This is a genomic window from Phaeovulum veldkampii DSM 11550, from assembly GCF_003034995.1.
GTDB classification, from domain to species: domain Bacteria; phylum Pseudomonadota; class Alphaproteobacteria; order Rhodobacterales; family Rhodobacteraceae; genus Phaeovulum; species Phaeovulum veldkampii.
In genome coordinates this window covers 141852-156175 of the sequence record NZ_PZKF01000001.1, presented here as the reverse complement: position 1 = coordinate 156175, position 14324 = coordinate 141852, and the positions used below count along the sequence as shown (strand labels likewise).

Sequence of the window (14324 nt, the reverse complement as noted above, 5' to 3'; positions counted from 1 at the left end):
CTGCCCCCCCCTGTCCTGTTCAGCCCATTTCAGCCAGCCGTGCCAGTGCGGTGCGCAGCTTGGCGGCCTCTTCCTCGCCGAGCGCCAGGGCCTCGCGGTTTTCGGCCACGATGTCGTCGGGCGCGGAGGCCACGAATTTCGGATTGTTCAGCCGCCCGCGCAGACCGCCCAGATCCTTTTCCAGCTTGCCCAGCGCCTTTTCCAGCCGCGCCTGTTCGGCGGCCACGTCGATCACGCCGGCCAGCGGCAGCGCGATGGTGGCGCCCGGCAGGGCCAGCGTGACCGCGCCCTTGGGGGCGGGGCCTGCGGCCACCGTCTCGATCCGCGCAAGGCGGAAGATCAGCGCCTCGTTGCGGGCAAGTGCGGCCAGCGCCGGCTCGTCGGCCTCGGCCACGATCATGGCGAGTTTTGCGGCCACTGGCACCCCCATCTGCGCGCGGGCAGAGCGGATTTCCTCGATCAGGCCGATAACCCAGGTCATTTCCCGCATCGCCTCGGGGTCGATCAGTTCGGCGCCATAGCCCGGCCAGTCGGCGTGAACCAGCATCCTGGCGCGGGTGCCGGTCAGGCCCCAGAGGTCTTCGGTGATGAAGGGCATGATCGGGTGCAGCAGGATATAGCACTGATCCAGCACCCAGCGCATCGTGGCCCGCGTTTCGGCGGCGTGGTCGCCATCGAACAGGGGTTTGGCAAACTCCACATACCAGTCGCAGACCTTGCCCCAGACAAAGGCATAAAGCGCGTTGGCGGCATCGTTGAAGCGGTAGTTTTCCAGCGCCTCATCGACCGCCTCGCGGACGCGGGCCGTTTCGCCGATGATCCAGCGGTTCACGGTATGGGCGGGGGCAGGGATGCCGGGCTGTGCCGCGCCCTCGAACACGCCGTTCATCTCGGCAAAGCGGGTGGCGTTCCACAGCTTTGTGCCAAAGTTGCGATAGCCGGCGATCCGCGCGGTGGACAGCTTCAGATCGCGCCCCATTGCGGCCATCGCGGTCAGCGTGAAGCGCACCGCATCGGCGCCGAATTCGTCGATCAGTTCCAGCGGGTCGAGCACGTTGCCCAGGGATTTGGACATCTTCTTGCCCTTCTCGTCGCGCACCAGGGCGTGAACATAGACGGTGTGGAAGGGCACCTGATCGACCACGGCAAGCTGCATCATCATCATCCGGGCGACCCAGAAGAAGATGATGTCAAAGCCGGTGATCAGCACATCGGTGGGAAAGTATTTCTGCAATTCGGGCGTGGGTTCGGGCCAGCCCAGCGTGCCGATGGGCCACAGACCGGACGAGAACCAGGTGTCGAGAACGTCGGGGTCACGGGTCAGGTGTTTGCCCGGCGCCATCGCCTGCGCCTCGGCCTCGGAGGCGGCGCAGTAGTGGTTGCCCTCGTCGTCATACCAGACCGGGATCTGATGCCCCCACCACAGCTGGCGGGAAATGCACCACGGCTCGATGTTCTCAAGCCAGTGAAAGTAAACCTTTTCATGTTGTTCCGGCAGGATCTTTGTGCGGCCCTCGCGCACTGCGTCGATGGCGGGCTGCACGATCTGCGCGGTATCGACGAACCACTGATCGGTCAGCATCGGCTCGATCACCACCTTGGAGCGGTCGCCGAAGGGCTGCATGATGGGTTTCGACTCGATATAGGGCACGATCTCGCCATCGGGGCCCTCGACCATCACGCCCAGACCTTGCGCGTAGATGTCGGCGATCACGGCCTTGCGCGCCTCGAACCGGTCCATTCCGCGGTATTTTTCGGGCACGAGGTTGACCGCCGACAGGTCGGTGGTGTCGGCCAGCGCCGGGTTGGCGGCGATGGCGCGCGCGATCTCGACCGCCTCGGCATAGGGGAGGCCATCGTCGCGCATCCGGCCCTTGGTATCCATCAGCGGATAGAGCGGGATGTGGTTGCGCATCGCCACGGCATAGTCGTTGAAATCATGCGCGCCGGTGATCTTTACCGCGCCCGAGCCAAAGTCGGGGTCGGGGTAGTCGTCGGTGATGATCGGGATCAGGCGGTCGCACAGCGGCAGATGCACCAGCTTGCCCACGATCGGCGCATAGCGTTCATCACAGGGGTTCACCGCCACCGCGCCGTCACCCAGCATGGTTTCGGGCCGCGTGGTGGCGATCGAGATGTAATCGCGCACCTCGCGCAGGGTCACGTTGCCGTCGCCGTCCCGCTCGATGTATTCATACGTCTCGCCGCCTGCGAGGCGATATTTGAAGTGCCACATATGGCCCTGCACTTCGGTATTCTCGACCTCCAGATCGGAAATCGCGGTTTCGAAATGCGGATCCCAGTTCACCAGCCGCTTGCCGCGGTAGATCAGGCCCTTGTTGTAGAGATCGACAAAGACCTTGATCACCGCCTGCTGGAAATGTGCGTCCATCGTGAAGGCGTTGCGCGACCAGTCACAAGAAGCGCCGAGGCGTTTGAGCTGCCCGATGATCGTGTCGCCGGATTGTTCCTTCCATTCCCAGACCTTTTCCAGAAACGCCTCGCGCCCCAGATCGCGGCGCGAGGGCTGGCCGGTGCGGGCGAGTTCGCGTTCCACGACCATTTGCGTGGCGATGCCGGCATGGTCCTGCCCCGGCTGCCACAGCGTATCGAAGCCGCGCATCCGGTGCCAGCGCACGAGAATGTCTTGCAGCGTGTTGTTGAAGGCGTGGCCCATGTGCAGGCTGCCGGTGACGTTCGGCGGCGGGATCATGATGCAGAACGTATCGTCACGGCTTTGGTTGGCGCCTGCGGCGAAGGCGCCCGCGGCCTCCCATTCGGCGGCGATCCGGGCTTCGGCCTCGGCGGGGGAGAAGGTCTTTTCCATCGGCATCGGTCTGATCCTGCGTTTGTTGCAGGCTCTTTACCGCGCGCGGGGCCAGAGGGGAAGGCCAGAGGGGAAGGCCAGAGGGGAAGGCGCTGTGCGGGCGGCGGGCGCCGGGGGTTTTCCACCCCCGGACCCCCGGAGGATATTTCGGCAACGGGAAAGGGGAGGTTTCAGACGGCGCGGTCCATCTTGGTCGAGAGGTGGATCAGGCTTTCGGAGGATTTCACCCCCGCCATCGCACCGATCTGGTCAAGCACAGCATCGAGTTCGGCGGTGGAGCCTGCCGCGAGTTGCAGCAAGAGATCAACCCGGCCCGAGGTGGAATGGATGCGCTCGACCTCTGCGATGGTCTTGAGCCGGGTCAGGATTGCGGGCTGTGCGCGCGGTTCGATCTGCAGCATGACGGTGGCGCGGATGCGGCCCTGGCGCGCCGCCTCGCCCAGCTTGATCGTGTAGCCGGCGATCACGCCGGTCGTTTCCATCCGCTCCAGCCGGGCCTGGATGGTGGAGCGCGCAACCTTCAATCGTCGGGCGAGTGTTGCCACCGACATGCGCGCATCGCCGCCCAGCAGCCGCAGGATATGCCTGTCGAGGTCGTCCATATGTCATCACCGACAGTTTGACCGGAATTTTCGTCATTATAACGACGCTGCGCAGCATTTCTAGCCTTTTGATCGGTGAAATTGTGGCTCATATCGCGCAGACTTAAGTTTCAGGTGAAAGGGCGGCTCATACGCACCTGGCCTGGTTGGTTTGAACGCGCAAGCGTCTCCCAACCCGTATGCCGGGGCAAGGGGCTAATGCGTCTTGTTGGCAGGGAGCACGCCGATGGGACTGTCTAAAACGATCTGGGCCGCGCCGTCCGAAATCATCCGCACACAGGCACCCGAGCACCCGGTGATGGTGTTTGCGCCGACCGTATTGCAGGCGACCGCGCGCCGCTTCATCGCCGGGTTTCCCGGCATGGTGACCTATGCGGTCAAGTCGAACCCCGACGAGATGGTCATTGAAAACCTGGTGGCCGCGGGGGTGCAGGGCTTTGACGTGGCCTCGCCCGCCGAGATCGACATGATCCGCCGTCTCGCCCCCGGTGCGGCGCTGCATTACAACAACCCGGTGCGCGCGCGCGGCGAGATTGCACATGCGGTGGCGGCGGGCGTGAAAAGCTGGTCGGTCGATTCGGTGTCGGAGCTGGACAAGCTGATCGAGATGGTGCCGCCGCTGGGCTGCGAGATTTCGGTGCGATTCAAGCTGCCGGTGGCGGGCGCGGCCTACAACTTTGGCGCCAAGTTCGGCGCGACCGCGGAACTGGCGGCGGTGCTGCTGCGCCGCGTGGCCGCGGCGGGCTTTGTGCCGTCGCTGACCTTCCACCCCGGCACGCAATGCACCGATCCGATGACCTGGGACGCCTATCTGCGCGCCGCGGCCGAGATTTGCGAGACGGCGGGCGTGCCCGCGTTCCGGCTGAATGTCGGCGGCGGTTTTCCCTCGCACCGGCAGCCGGGCGAGGCGCCTGCGCTGGAGGCGATCTTCACGCTGATCGACCGGGTGGCGACCGAGGCCTTCGGGTCGGCCCGGCCCAAGCTGGTCTGCGAGCCGGGGCGTGGTCTTGTGGGGGATGCATTTGCGCTGATCACGCAGGTCAAGGCGGTGCGCGACGGGGTGCATGTGTTCCTGAACGATGGCGTCTATGGCGGGCTGACCGAACTGCCGATCGTCGGCAATATCGAGCGGATCGAGGTTCACACCCCCGAGGGCAAGCCGCGCAGCGGCGAACTGGTCGGGCGCGTGGTTTTTGGTCCGACCTGCGACAGTGTTGACCGGCTGCCGGGCGACCTGCCGTTGCCGGCCGATCTGGCCGAAGGGGACTATGTGATCTTCATGGGCATGGGCGCGTATTCCAGCGCGACCAACACGCGGTTCAACGGCTTTGGCCAGATGACGACGGTCACGGCGCTGTCGCTGAACGGCTGACAGCGACGGCAGGACGGCAAACGCCCGCGGGTCTGTCCGCGGGCGTTTGCATGTCTGGCAGGCCGATCTGGCGGGGCACGAGGGGTCAGGCGACCTGTTCAAGGCCCACATCGGGCGTCACGCCAAGGGCGTGGCAGACATCGCGCGTCAGGCCGGGGCGGTTGAGGGTGTAGAAATGCAGATCCTCGACTCCGCCCTGGACGAGCTTGTCGCAGAGCGCGGTGCACAGTGTCAGCGACAGCAGATCTTCGCGGCCGTCGCGTTTGGCGGTGGCAAAGGCCTCGTCCAGCCGGGGCGGCACGCGGGTACCACAGCGGGCGGCGAAGCGTTTGGCGCCCTCCCACGATTGAATCGGCAGGATGCCGGGGATGATGGGGGCGGTGATGCCTTCTTTCACGCAGGCATCGCGGAAGCGGAAGAAGGTGTCGGCCTCGAAAAAGAACTGGGTGATCGCGCTGGTGGCGCCGGCGTCGATCTTGCGTTTCAGCCAGCGCACGTCGGCCAGCGGGTCGGCGGCGTCGGGGTGCGGCTCGGGGTAGGCGCCGCAGCGGATGGTAAAGCGCCCGTCGGCGGCCAGCGCCGCGATCAGCTCGACCGAAGAGGCGAAGCCCTCGGGGTGCGGGGTAAAGCGGTCTGCCCCTTTTGGCGCATCGCCGCGCAGTGCCACGATCTCGCGCACGCCCGCCTCGGCGTAGGCGTTGACGATCTCCATCGTTTCGGCGCGGGTCGCATCGACGCAGGTCAGATGCGCGGCGACGTTCAGGCCATAGTTCTTGCCGATCGTCGTGACCGCCTCGTGCGTCAGCTGCCGCGTGGTGCCGCCCGCGCCATAAGTCACGGAAACGAAGGACGGTTTCAGCGGCGCCAGCACCTGCACTGTTTCCCACAGGCGGAACGAGGCATCGAGTGTTTGCGGCGGGAAGAATTCAAAACTGATGCGCGGCGTGGTCATGGCGGCCCCCTTTGGATGGTCCCTTGTGCCCTATCGAGTCATGTGAGACAAATTCATAATCCTCAACACGATCATGAGCCGCGCCGCATAATGCATCTGGAGCTTCGTCATCTGCGCACGATCAAGGCCATTCACGATGCGGGCGGGCTCGCACGGGCGGCGGATGTGCTGCACATCACCCAATCGGCGCTGAGCCATCAGGTCAAGGGGCTGGAGGATCAGGCGGGGGTGGAGCTGTTCGTGCGCCGCTCAAAGCCGCTGAAGCTGTCGGCGGCGGGGCTGCGGCTGTTGCGGCTGGCCGAGCGGGTGCTGCCCGAGGTGGCGGCGACCGAGGCGGAATTCAGCGCGCTGCGGTCGGGGCGCGCCGGGCGGCTGCACATCGCCATTGAATGCCACGCCTGTTTTGACTGGCTGTTCCCGGTGCTGGAACAGTTCCGCCACGCCTGGCCCGAGGTGGATGTGGATATTCGCCCCGGTCTGGCCTTTGGCGCGCTGCCCGCGCTGCTGCGTCAGGAGGTCGATCTGGTGATCTCGTCCGACCCCGAGACGATCGAGGGCGTCACCTTTCACCCGCTGTTCGATTATGCGCCGATGCTGGTGGCGGCGGCCACCAGCACGCTTGCCGCCAAGCCCTGGGTCGAGGCCGAGGATTTCCGCGATCAGGTGCTGATCACCTATCCGATGGACCGGGGGCGGCTGGATGTTTTCACCGAACTGCTGGCCCCGGCCAAGGTGGAGCCGCGCGCGGTGCGGCAGGTGGAACTGACCGCGGTGATCCTGATGCTGGTGGCCTCGGGGCGGGGGGTGGCGGTGCTGCCCGACTGGGTGCTGCGCGAGGTGAAATATCAGCCCGATTACATCACCCGCCCGGTGACCGAGCGGGGCCTGACCAAACGGCTTTATGCCGCGACGCGGGCCGAGGATGCGACCGAACCCTTCATGGCGCATTTCCTGCGCCTTGCGCGGACCGAGCCGGTCAAGTTGCAGCGCGCCTGAGGCGCGGTTTGCAATGCCCGCGGGTCGGAACGCCGAGGCGCCGGTTCCCGCGCGGAGGATGACGGCTTGGATTCCCTGCCGTCGCCGCGTATAGCGGGCGCCGGACGAACAGGAGCCAGACAGATGCAAGGCAGCGCCAACCTCAACCTGATGATCAAGGCCGCACGCAAAGCGGGCCGCGCGCTGGTAAAGGACTTTCGCGAGGTGGAGAACCTTCAGGTCTCGACCAAGGGCGCGGGGGATTTCGTGACCAAGGCCGACCGCGAGGCAGAGCGGATCATCAAGGAAGAGCTGCGTGGCGCGCGCCCGACCTATGGCTGGCTGGGCGAGGAAACCGGTGAGGCGGCGGGCGAAGACCCGACGCGGCGCTGGATCGTCGATCCGCTGGATGGCACCACCAACTTTTTGCACGGTCTGCCGCATTGGGCGGTGTCGATCGCGCTTGAACACAAGGGTGAGGTCGTGGCGGGCGTGGTGTTCGACGCCGCCAAGGACGAGATGTTCGTGGCCGAAAAGGGCATGGGCGCCTTCATGAACGACCAGCGGCTGAGGGTCTCGGGGCGGCGGCACATGATCGAGGCGATCTTTGCCACCGGCATACCCTTTGCCGGGCGCACCGCATTGCCTGCAACCTTGCAGGATCTGGCGCGGTTGATGCCGGTTTGCGCCGGGGTGCGGCGCTGGGGGTCGGCGGCGCTGGATCTGGCCTATGTGGCGGCGGGGCGCTACGATGGCTACTGGGAGCGCGGCATCCAGTCCTGGGACATGGCGGCGGGGCTGATCCTCGTCAAGGAAGCGGGCGGTTTCGTGTCGGCGGTGCGCGAGGGGCAAGACATCTTTGGCTCGGGCAGTGTGATCGCAGGCAATGCCGAGTTGTTCCAGCCGCTGTGCAAGGTGCTGCGCGAGGGCTGAGGGGCGGGGCCGTTGCGCCCCGGTCTTGCCCCGTGCCGGGACAATTCACCGACGCGATATTTCTGCCAGGCCACAGCAGGCCACAGAGCGGATTATTTTCTGCGGCGCACCGCCGGAATCCGGGTTGCCGAATAGCTGGCCGCGGGGTGGGGTGGCACACCGTGGGTGCGTGACCAGAACGCCGGGCCACCGCGGCGCAGGAATGCGGGCAGCGCCAGCAGCAGCCCCGCGCCAAAACCTCCGGCATGGGCCCAGTAGGCCACGCCACCGGTGGTCGGGTCGGCCATCGCGCCGTTCAGCACCTGAAGCCCGAACCAGACGCCCAGCACGATCCAGGCCGGGATCGGGACCACCCGGATCAGGATGACGATGATGAACAGAACGTCAACCCGCGCACGGGGGAAGAACAGCAGATAGCCGCCCATCACGCCGGCGATTGCCCCCGAGGCGCCCACCATCGGGATCGGGCTCATCGGATCGCCCGCGATCTGCGCCGCGGCGGCGGCGACGCCCGAGGCGAGGTAGAACAGCAAGAAGCCCAGATGGCCCAAAGCTTCTTCGAGGTTGTCGCCAAAGACCCATAAAAACAGCATGTTGCCGCCCAGATGCAAAATTCCTGCGTGCAGGAACATCGCGGTCAGCAGCCCGCCATAGGCGGTGCCCGTCGTCACCTCGGCGGGATAGAGTGCCCAGGCCAGCCAAAGTTGGCTTGGCGCGCCCTCCAGCGGCAGGGTCAGCACGAACACCGCCAGATTGGCCGCGATCAGCGCCCAGGTGACATAGGCGGGGCGCTGCGAGGGGTTATGGTCGCGGATCGGGAACATGGCCGCAGCCTTTCCGATCCGCGCCGGGCCGTCAAGCGTCGTCGGCCTGAGACAGAAGCGCGGCGTTACCGCCCGAGGCGGTGGTGTCGATACAGATCACCCGTTCGTGGGCGACATGGGCACGGTCGGGCAGGGTGCCGATCAGCGGCAGGATCGGGCCGGGCCGTGCGGCGAGCGCGCGGGCATGGGCGCGGCCCGTTTCCGCATCGCCCCACCAGAGCGCGGCGGAAAAGCCTCCGAGGGTTTGGAGTGCTGCGGCGGGCAGGTCGGCGGCCGGCACCGCGCGCCCCCCCAATGCGCGCACGGCATCGGCCTGTGCCGCGGCGGTCTTGGTGCCGGGGCCCAGGCAGAGGAGCGGCGCGCGCGGGATCAGTCGCAAGCGGTTTGATTCGCCCGTGGGGCCGGGCAGGTCGTGGCTCTCCAGCGGTTCGGTGGCTCGGGTGGCGTCCAGCGCCATCTGCACCGCCGCAGGGGCGGCAGCGGGGCCGGGGGTGGCGCCAGGGGCGGGGCGCGGGGCGCGGGTGAAGCGCGGCAGATAGTCGGGTCCGCCCGCCTTGGGGCCGGTGCCCGACAGCCCTTCGCCGCCGAAGGGCTGGCTCCCCACAACCGCGCCGATCTGGTTGCGGTTGACATAGATGTTGCCCACCGGCAGCGTCTCGGTGATCGCCTGCACCCGGCCGTCGATGCGGCTGTGCAGCCCGAAGGTCAGGCCGTAGCCGGTGGCGGCAATATCGGCCACCACCTGCGGCAGCTCAGCGGCGCGGAAGGTGGCCAGATGCAGAACGGGGCCGAAGATTTCGCGCCCCAGATCGGCGATGCCCGACACGGCGATCACGGTCGGCGCGATGTAATGGCCCTGCCCGGGGCTGGGCAGTTCCTTGAGCACGCGGCCCTCGGCGCGGGCGGTCTCGATATGGGCGCGGATGGTGGCCTCGGCCCCAGCGTCGATCAGGGGGCCTGTGTCGGTTTGCAGGTGCCACGGGTCCCCCAGCCGCAATTCATCCATCGCGCCAAAGAGCATTTTGGTCAGATGCGGGGCGATGTCGTCTTGCACATAGAGGCAGCGCAGGGCCGAACAGCGTTGCCCCGCCGACTGGAAGCTGGAGGCGAGGATGTCGCGCACCGCCTGTTCGGGCAAGGCGGTGGAATCGACGATCATCGCATTCAACCCGCCGGTTTCGGCGATCAGCGGCGTGTCGGGGGCAAGGTTGTCGGCCATCGCGCGGCGGATCGCCTGCGCGGTGTCGGTGCTGCCGGTAAAGGCCACGCCGTCAACGCGCGGGGCGCGCGTCAGCGCGGCGCCGACGCGCCCGTCGCCGGGCAGCAGTTGCAGCGCCGCTGCGGGCACGCCCGCGCGGTGCAGCAACCGCACGGCATGGGCCGCGATCAGCGGTGTCTGTTCGGCGGGTTTGGCCAGCACCGCATTGCCGGCGGCCAGGGCTGCGGCGATCTGGCCGGTGAAGATGGCCAACGGAAAGTTCCACGGGCTGATGCAGGCAAAGGTGCCGCGCGGCGGATGGGTCAGCGCCTCGGCGCCCGCTGCGTAGTAGCGCAGGAAATCGACCGCCTCGCGCAATTCGCCCACCGCGTCGGGCAGGGTCTTGCCCGCCTCGCGCGCCAGAAGGGCGAAGATCGGGCCGAAGTCTGCCTCGTAAAGATCGGCGGCGCGACGCAGCACCGTGGCGCGGTGGGCGGGGCTGGCCTGCCAGACCTGCGCGGCGGCAAGGGCGGTGTCCACATCTGCGGGCATGGCCCAGCGGACATGGCCCACGGCCGCGCCGGTGGCGGGGTTCGTCACAGGTTGGGGCGCGCTGCCCGTGACCGGCCCGGCGATCTGCGGTGCGGCCGCGGGCGTGGCGGGGGCGGTGCGTGCGGTCTCGATCGCCGCGAGGGTGCGGGTGTCGGTCAGGTCAAAGCCGCGGCTGTTGCTGCGGCCTGGAAACAGCGCCGGGCCGCGGACGAGTTTGGGGTTGGCGGGGTCTGCCAGCGCCTCAAGCGCGGTCAGCGGGCAGGCCGCGACCCGTTCGGGCGGCACGGTTTCATCGACGATCTGGTTGACGAAAGACGAATTTGCCCCGTTTTCCAGCAGGCGCCGCACCAGATAGGCCAGCAGGTCGCGGTGCGCGCCGACCGGGGCATAGATGCGGCAGCGGGTGGTGTGGGTCGTCAGCACCAGATCGTGCAACCGCTCGCCCATGCCGTGCAGGCGCTGGAATTCGAACGGGCGGCCCTGCGCCATCTCCAGCACCGCCGCGACGGTGTGGGCGTTATGGGTGGCAAATTGCGGATAGATCCGGTCGGTCAGGCCCAACAGCTTGCGCGCATTGGCGATATAGCTGACATCGGTCGCCAGCTTGCGGGTAAAGACCGGGAAGTCGGTCAGCCCCAGCACCTGCGCGCGCTTCACCTCGGCATCCCAGTAGGCGCCCTTGACCAGCCGCACCGTGATGCGCCGGTCAAGCCGGGTGGCCAGCGCATGCAGCCAGTCGATCACCGCCCCCGCGCGGCGGCCATAAGCCTGCACCACCACGCCGAACCCGTCCCAGCCCGCCAGCCCCGTGTCGGCCAGCACCGCGGCGATCACCTTGAGCGAGAGCGTCAGCCGTTCGGCCTCTTCGGCGTCGATGCTAAAGCCTATGCCCGCGGCGGCAGCGCGGCGGGCAAGGTCGATGACCACGGGCACCAGTTCGGCGATCACGCGGGCCTCTTGCGCCACCTCATAGCGCGGGTGCAGCGCCGAGAGCTTTACCGAAATGCCGGGGTTGGTGCGGATGTCGCCGTCCCGGCAGGCGTCTGCGATGGCGGCGATGGCGTCGGCATAGCTGGCGGCGTAGCGGGCGGCATCGGCGGCGGTGCGAGCGGCCTCGCCCAGCATGTCATAGCTGTAGGTATAGCCTTGCGTTTCCAGTGTTCTGGCGCGGTCCAGCGCGGCGGCGATGGTTTCGCCCAGTACGAACTGGCGGCCCATTTCCTTCATCGCGCGGGCCATTGCGGCGCGGATTACCGGCTCGCCCAGCCGCTTGATCGCCGCGCGCAGATGGCCGGTGATGCCGGGTTCGGCATCGGCGAGCACGCGGCCCGTCAGCATCAGCGCCCAAGTCGCGGCATTGACCGGCGGCGAGGCCGAGCGGCCCAGATGCCGGCCCCAGTCGGAGGGCGCGATCTTGTCTTCGATCAGCGCATCCATCGTGGCGGCGTCGGGCACGCGCAGCAGCGCCTCGGCCAGACACATCAGCGCCACGCCCTCTTCGGTTGACAGCCCGTATTCGGCCAGCACCGATTCCATCAGGCCGGGCCGGGCGCCTGCGCGGATACGCGCCACCAGATCGGCGCCGCGGGCGCTGATGCGCGCCCGTGCTGCGGCGGGCAGCGCCGCCTGTTCGATCAGTTGCGCCAGAAGCGGGCCTTCGGGCGCCAGCGTGCCGGTGTCGATTGGCTGCCAGAGGGTATCCATCGCCTTCTCCTTGCCGATGGGGCATGATATCGGCATAATTGCAGGCGGTTCGCCCTATCATTGCTGGCAGGCAGGCGATCTGACCAAAGAAAGACCAGATGGCATGGCAAATGACCTGTTTGCGCTGGATCGATTCGACCGTGCCATTCTGGCCGCGCTTGCGGCCGATGGTCGCATCAGCATCGCCGATCTGGCGCGCCGGGTGGGGCTGACGAAAACCCCGGTTCAGGCACGGATGAAGCGGCTGGAACAAGCAGGCGTGATCGCGGGGTATCGGGCGGTGCTGAACCCGATCCGCATGGGGCTGGCGCATGTGGCCTTTGTCGAGGTGCGCCTGTCGGACACGCGCGAGGTGGCGTTGCAGGCCTTCAACCGCGCGGTGCGCGCCGTGCCCGAGATCGAGGAATGCCACATGATCGCCGGGGGCTTTGACTATCTGCTGAAGGTTCGCACCGGCGACATTGCCGATTATCGCCGGGTGATGGCCGAACGCATCTCGACCCTGCCGCATGTGGCCGCGACATCAACCTATGTGGCGATGGAGGCGGTCAAGGAAAGCGGACCTGTTTCGTGGCCGTGATCACGACGCGATCGCCTGCCAGCAATTCTACCCCGGTTGCGGTGCTGCGCGCGCTGTCCACCTGATCGAGCGCGGCGAAGAAGGCCTGCTCGACCGTCATCAGATCGACGCAGAACATTTCGGTGGCCATCAGCGGGCCGATTTTCAGCCGCGCGCCTGTGGCGCTGATCTGGCCGCCGTAGCGGTTGCAGCCCGCGCGGCCGGAAATGCCGCGGCTGTCGGGGCGTTCGATTGTCACCTCGGCGCCCGTGGGAACCGGGGCACCCGCAATAGCGGTGACGCGCCAGCCTCCGCCCTCGGGCAGCGGGTCAAGCGGGTTGGCAAGAGCGGCACAGGCGGCAAGGGCGAGGGGCAGCAGAAAAGCGGCGCGCATCGGCATCTCCGTCAGATCGGCAGTCGTCAGATCGGCTCAGTCTGCGCCTTTGGGTGGCCCGCGCCAAGGGCGGCGTCGAAAAACGGCGCTGGCGGGTCGGGCTTATCCTGTCGGGCGGCGAAAAAATCCGGCAAAACAGAAAGGTCCAGATTCGGAGAGCGCCATGACCACCCTGACCGACCGCAAGAATGCCGCCATCGCCAAGGGCGTCGGCATGACCACCCAGATCTACGCCGATCGCGCGGAAAATGCCGAGATCTGGGACAAGGAGGGCAACCGCTACATCGACTTTGCCGCGGGCATTGCGGTGGTGAACACCGGCCACCGGCACCCCAAGGTGATGGCAGCGGTCAGGGCGCAACTGGATCGGTTTACCCACACCTGCCATCAGGTCGTGCCCTATGAAACCTATGTGGCACTGGCCGAGCGCCTGAACCGGCTGCTGCCGGGCGATTTTGCGAAAAAGACGATCTTTGCCACGACGGGCGCGGAAGCCGTTGAAAACGCGGTCAAGATCGCGCGCCACTATACGGGCCGCGCGGCCGTGGTGGCCTTTGCGGGCGGTTTTCATGGCCGCACCTTCATGGGCATGGCGCTGACCGGCAAGGTGCAGCCTTACAAGGCGGGCTTTGGCCCGATGATGGGCGATGTCTGGCATCTGCCCTTTCCGAACCCGCTGCATGGCGTTTCGGCCGAGGATGCGCTGGAGGCGCTGGACCGGCTGTTCAAGGCCGATCTGGAGCCGGGCCGGGTGGCCGCGATCATCGTGGAGCCGGTGCAGGGCGAGGGCGGGTTTTACGAGGTGCCGGCGGGCTTCATGGCGCGGCTGCGGGCGGTGTGCGACACGCACGGGATCGTGCTGATCGCCGATGAGGTGCAGACCGGCTTTGCCCGAACCGGCAAGCTGTTCGCGATGGAGCATCATGGCGTGGCTGCCGATATCGTGACAATGGCCAAGGGGCTGGGCGGGGGGATGCCGATTTCGGCGGTAACGGGCCGGGCCGAAATCATGGACAGCCCGAACCCCGGCGGTCTGGGCGGCACCTATGCGGGCAACCCTCTGGGCGTGGCCGCTGCGCATGCCGTGCTGGATGTGATCGAGGAAGAGGCGTTGTGCGACCGCGCCACCCGGCTGGGCCAGCGGTTGAAGCAGCGGCTGGCCGCGCTGCGCGATCAGGTGCCGGAAATCGTGGATATCCGCGGCCCCGGATTCATGAATGCGGTGGAATTCAACGTGGCGGGCAAGGCCGAGCCGAACCCGGCCTTTACCAACCGGGTGCGGGAAGAGGCACTGAAGCGCGGGCTGATCCTGCTGACCTGCGGGGTTTATGGCAATGTGATCCGGTTTCTGGCGCCGCTGACCATTCCCGATGCGGTCTTTGACGAGGCGCTGGATATTCTGGACGCCTCGGTTCTGGCCGCGCGCGGCTGA

General features: G+C 67.1%; 11 protein-coding genes. 5 read left to right on the top strand and 6 right to left on the bottom strand.

The genetic code is table 11. From position 1 onward, the window contains the following. Positions 1 to 19: 19 nt before the first annotated feature. Entirely contained in the window at positions 20 to 2833 is a 2814-nt protein-coding gene (locus tag C5F46_RS00765; RefSeq protein ID WP_107323445.1) for a valine--tRNA ligase, read from the bottom strand. A 164-nt stretch (positions 2834 to 2997) separates the two neighbouring features. Beyond that, the gene (locus tag C5F46_RS00760) at positions 2998 to 3429 is read right to left on the bottom strand and encodes an Lrp/AsnC family transcriptional regulator (RefSeq protein WP_107323444.1); all 432 of its coding nucleotides are present in this window, start codon (positions 3427 to 3429) and stop codon (positions 2998 to 3000) included. Positions 3430 to 3655: 226 nt separating this feature from the next. Between C5F46_RS00760 and C5F46_RS00755 the strand changes: the two genes are divergently transcribed. Continuing rightward, positions 3656 to 4801, top strand: a complete 1146-nt coding sequence (locus tag C5F46_RS00755; protein ID WP_107323443.1) for a type III PLP-dependent enzyme — start codon at positions 3656 to 3658, stop codon at positions 4799 to 4801. A gap of 85 nt (positions 4802 to 4886) precedes the next feature. Here the strand turns inward: C5F46_RS00755 and metF are convergent, their stop codons facing one another. Next, positions 4887 to 5753, bottom strand: coding sequence for a methylenetetrahydrofolate reductase [NAD(P)H] (gene metF, locus C5F46_RS00750; protein WP_107323442.1), 867 nt, complete (start codon positions 5751 to 5753; stop codon positions 4887 to 4889). Positions 5754 to 5843: 90 nt separating this feature from the next. Between metF and C5F46_RS00745 the strand changes: the two genes are divergently transcribed. After that, positions 5844 to 6749 carry a LysR family transcriptional regulator gene (locus C5F46_RS00745; protein ID WP_107323441.1) on the top strand — a complete coding sequence of 302 codons (906 nt, stop codon included), beginning with the start codon at positions 5844 to 5846 and terminating at the stop codon, positions 6747 to 6749. A 123-nt stretch (positions 6750 to 6872) separates the two neighbouring features. Beyond that, positions 6873 to 7661, top strand: coding sequence for an inositol monophosphatase family protein (locus tag C5F46_RS00740; protein WP_107323440.1), 789 nt, complete (start codon positions 6873 to 6875; stop codon positions 7659 to 7661). Between the two features lie 92 nt (positions 7662 to 7753). Here the strand turns inward: C5F46_RS00740 and C5F46_RS00735 are convergent, their stop codons facing one another. Together C5F46_RS00735 and putA are read right to left on the bottom strand one after the other, a co-directional pair. Then, a complete protein-coding gene (locus tag C5F46_RS00735; RefSeq protein WP_107323439.1) occupies positions 7754 to 8485 on the bottom strand; it encodes a rhomboid family intramembrane serine protease in 732 nt (243 codons plus the stop codon). A 31-nt stretch (positions 8486 to 8516) separates the two neighbouring features. Beyond that, on the bottom strand, positions 8517 to 11939 hold the full coding sequence (gene putA, locus C5F46_RS00730; protein WP_107323438.1) for a bifunctional proline dehydrogenase/L-glutamate gamma-semialdehyde dehydrogenase PutA: 3423 nt from the start codon (positions 11937 to 11939) through the stop codon (positions 8517 to 8519). Between the two features lie 103 nt (positions 11940 to 12042). Here putA and C5F46_RS00725 point away from each other — a divergent pair, with 103 nt between their 5' ends. Continuing rightward, on the top strand, positions 12043 to 12519 hold the full coding sequence (locus C5F46_RS00725; RefSeq protein ID WP_107323487.1) for an Lrp/AsnC family transcriptional regulator: 477 nt from the start codon (positions 12043 to 12045) through the stop codon (positions 12517 to 12519). Here C5F46_RS00725 and C5F46_RS00720 read toward each other — a convergent pair. Continuing rightward, entirely contained in the window at positions 12488 to 12892 is a 405-nt protein-coding gene (locus C5F46_RS00720) for an META domain-containing protein (protein WP_168796781.1), read from the bottom strand. The two genes, C5F46_RS00725 and C5F46_RS00720, sit on opposite strands and share 32 nt — an antisense overlap. 163 nt (positions 12893 to 13055) lie before the next feature. On the opposite strand from C5F46_RS00720, the gene C5F46_RS00715 reads away from it, so the two are divergent. Next, positions 13056 to 14324: a 4-aminobutyrate--2-oxoglutarate transaminase gene (locus tag C5F46_RS00715; protein WP_107323436.1), complete on the top strand. Its 1269-nt coding sequence runs from the start codon at positions 13056 to 13058 to the stop codon at positions 14322 to 14324.

Excerpts from the sequence above, each read along its gene's own strand:
- C5F46_RS00765 (WP_107323445.1), bottom strand. The coding sequence starts at position 2,833 with ATGCCGATGGAAAAGACCTTCTCCCCCGCCGAGGCCGAAGCCCGGATC.
- C5F46_RS00760 (WP_107323444.1), bottom strand. The coding sequence starts at position 3,429 with ATGGACGACCTCGACAGGCATATCCTGCGGCTGCTGGGCGGCGATGCG.
- C5F46_RS00755 (WP_107323443.1), top strand. The coding sequence starts at position 3,656 with ATGGGACTGTCTAAAACGATCTGGGCCGCGCCGTCCGAAATCATCCGC.
- metF (WP_107323442.1), bottom strand. The coding sequence starts at position 5,753 with ATGACCACGCCGCGCATCAGTTTTGAATTCTTCCCGCCGCAAACACTC.
- C5F46_RS00745 (WP_107323441.1), top strand. The coding sequence starts at position 5,844 with ATGCATCTGGAGCTTCGTCATCTGCGCACGATCAAGGCCATTCACGAT.
- C5F46_RS00740 (WP_107323440.1), top strand. The coding sequence starts at position 6,873 with ATGCAAGGCAGCGCCAACCTCAACCTGATGATCAAGGCCGCACGCAAA.
- C5F46_RS00735 (WP_107323439.1), bottom strand. The coding sequence starts at position 8,485 with ATGTTCCCGATCCGCGACCATAACCCCTCGCAGCGCCCCGCCTATGTC.
- putA (WP_107323438.1), bottom strand. The coding sequence starts at position 11,939 with ATGGATACCCTCTGGCAGCCAATCGACACCGGCACGCTGGCGCCCGAA.
- C5F46_RS00725 (WP_107323487.1), top strand. The coding sequence starts at position 12,043 with ATGGCAAATGACCTGTTTGCGCTGGATCGATTCGACCGTGCCATTCTG.
- C5F46_RS00720 (WP_168796781.1), bottom strand. The coding sequence starts at position 12,892 with ATGCGCGCCGCTTTTCTGCTGCCCCTCGCCCTTGCCGCCTGTGCCGCT.
- C5F46_RS00715 (WP_107323436.1), top strand. The coding sequence starts at position 13,056 with ATGACCACCCTGACCGACCGCAAGAATGCCGCCATCGCCAAGGGCGTC.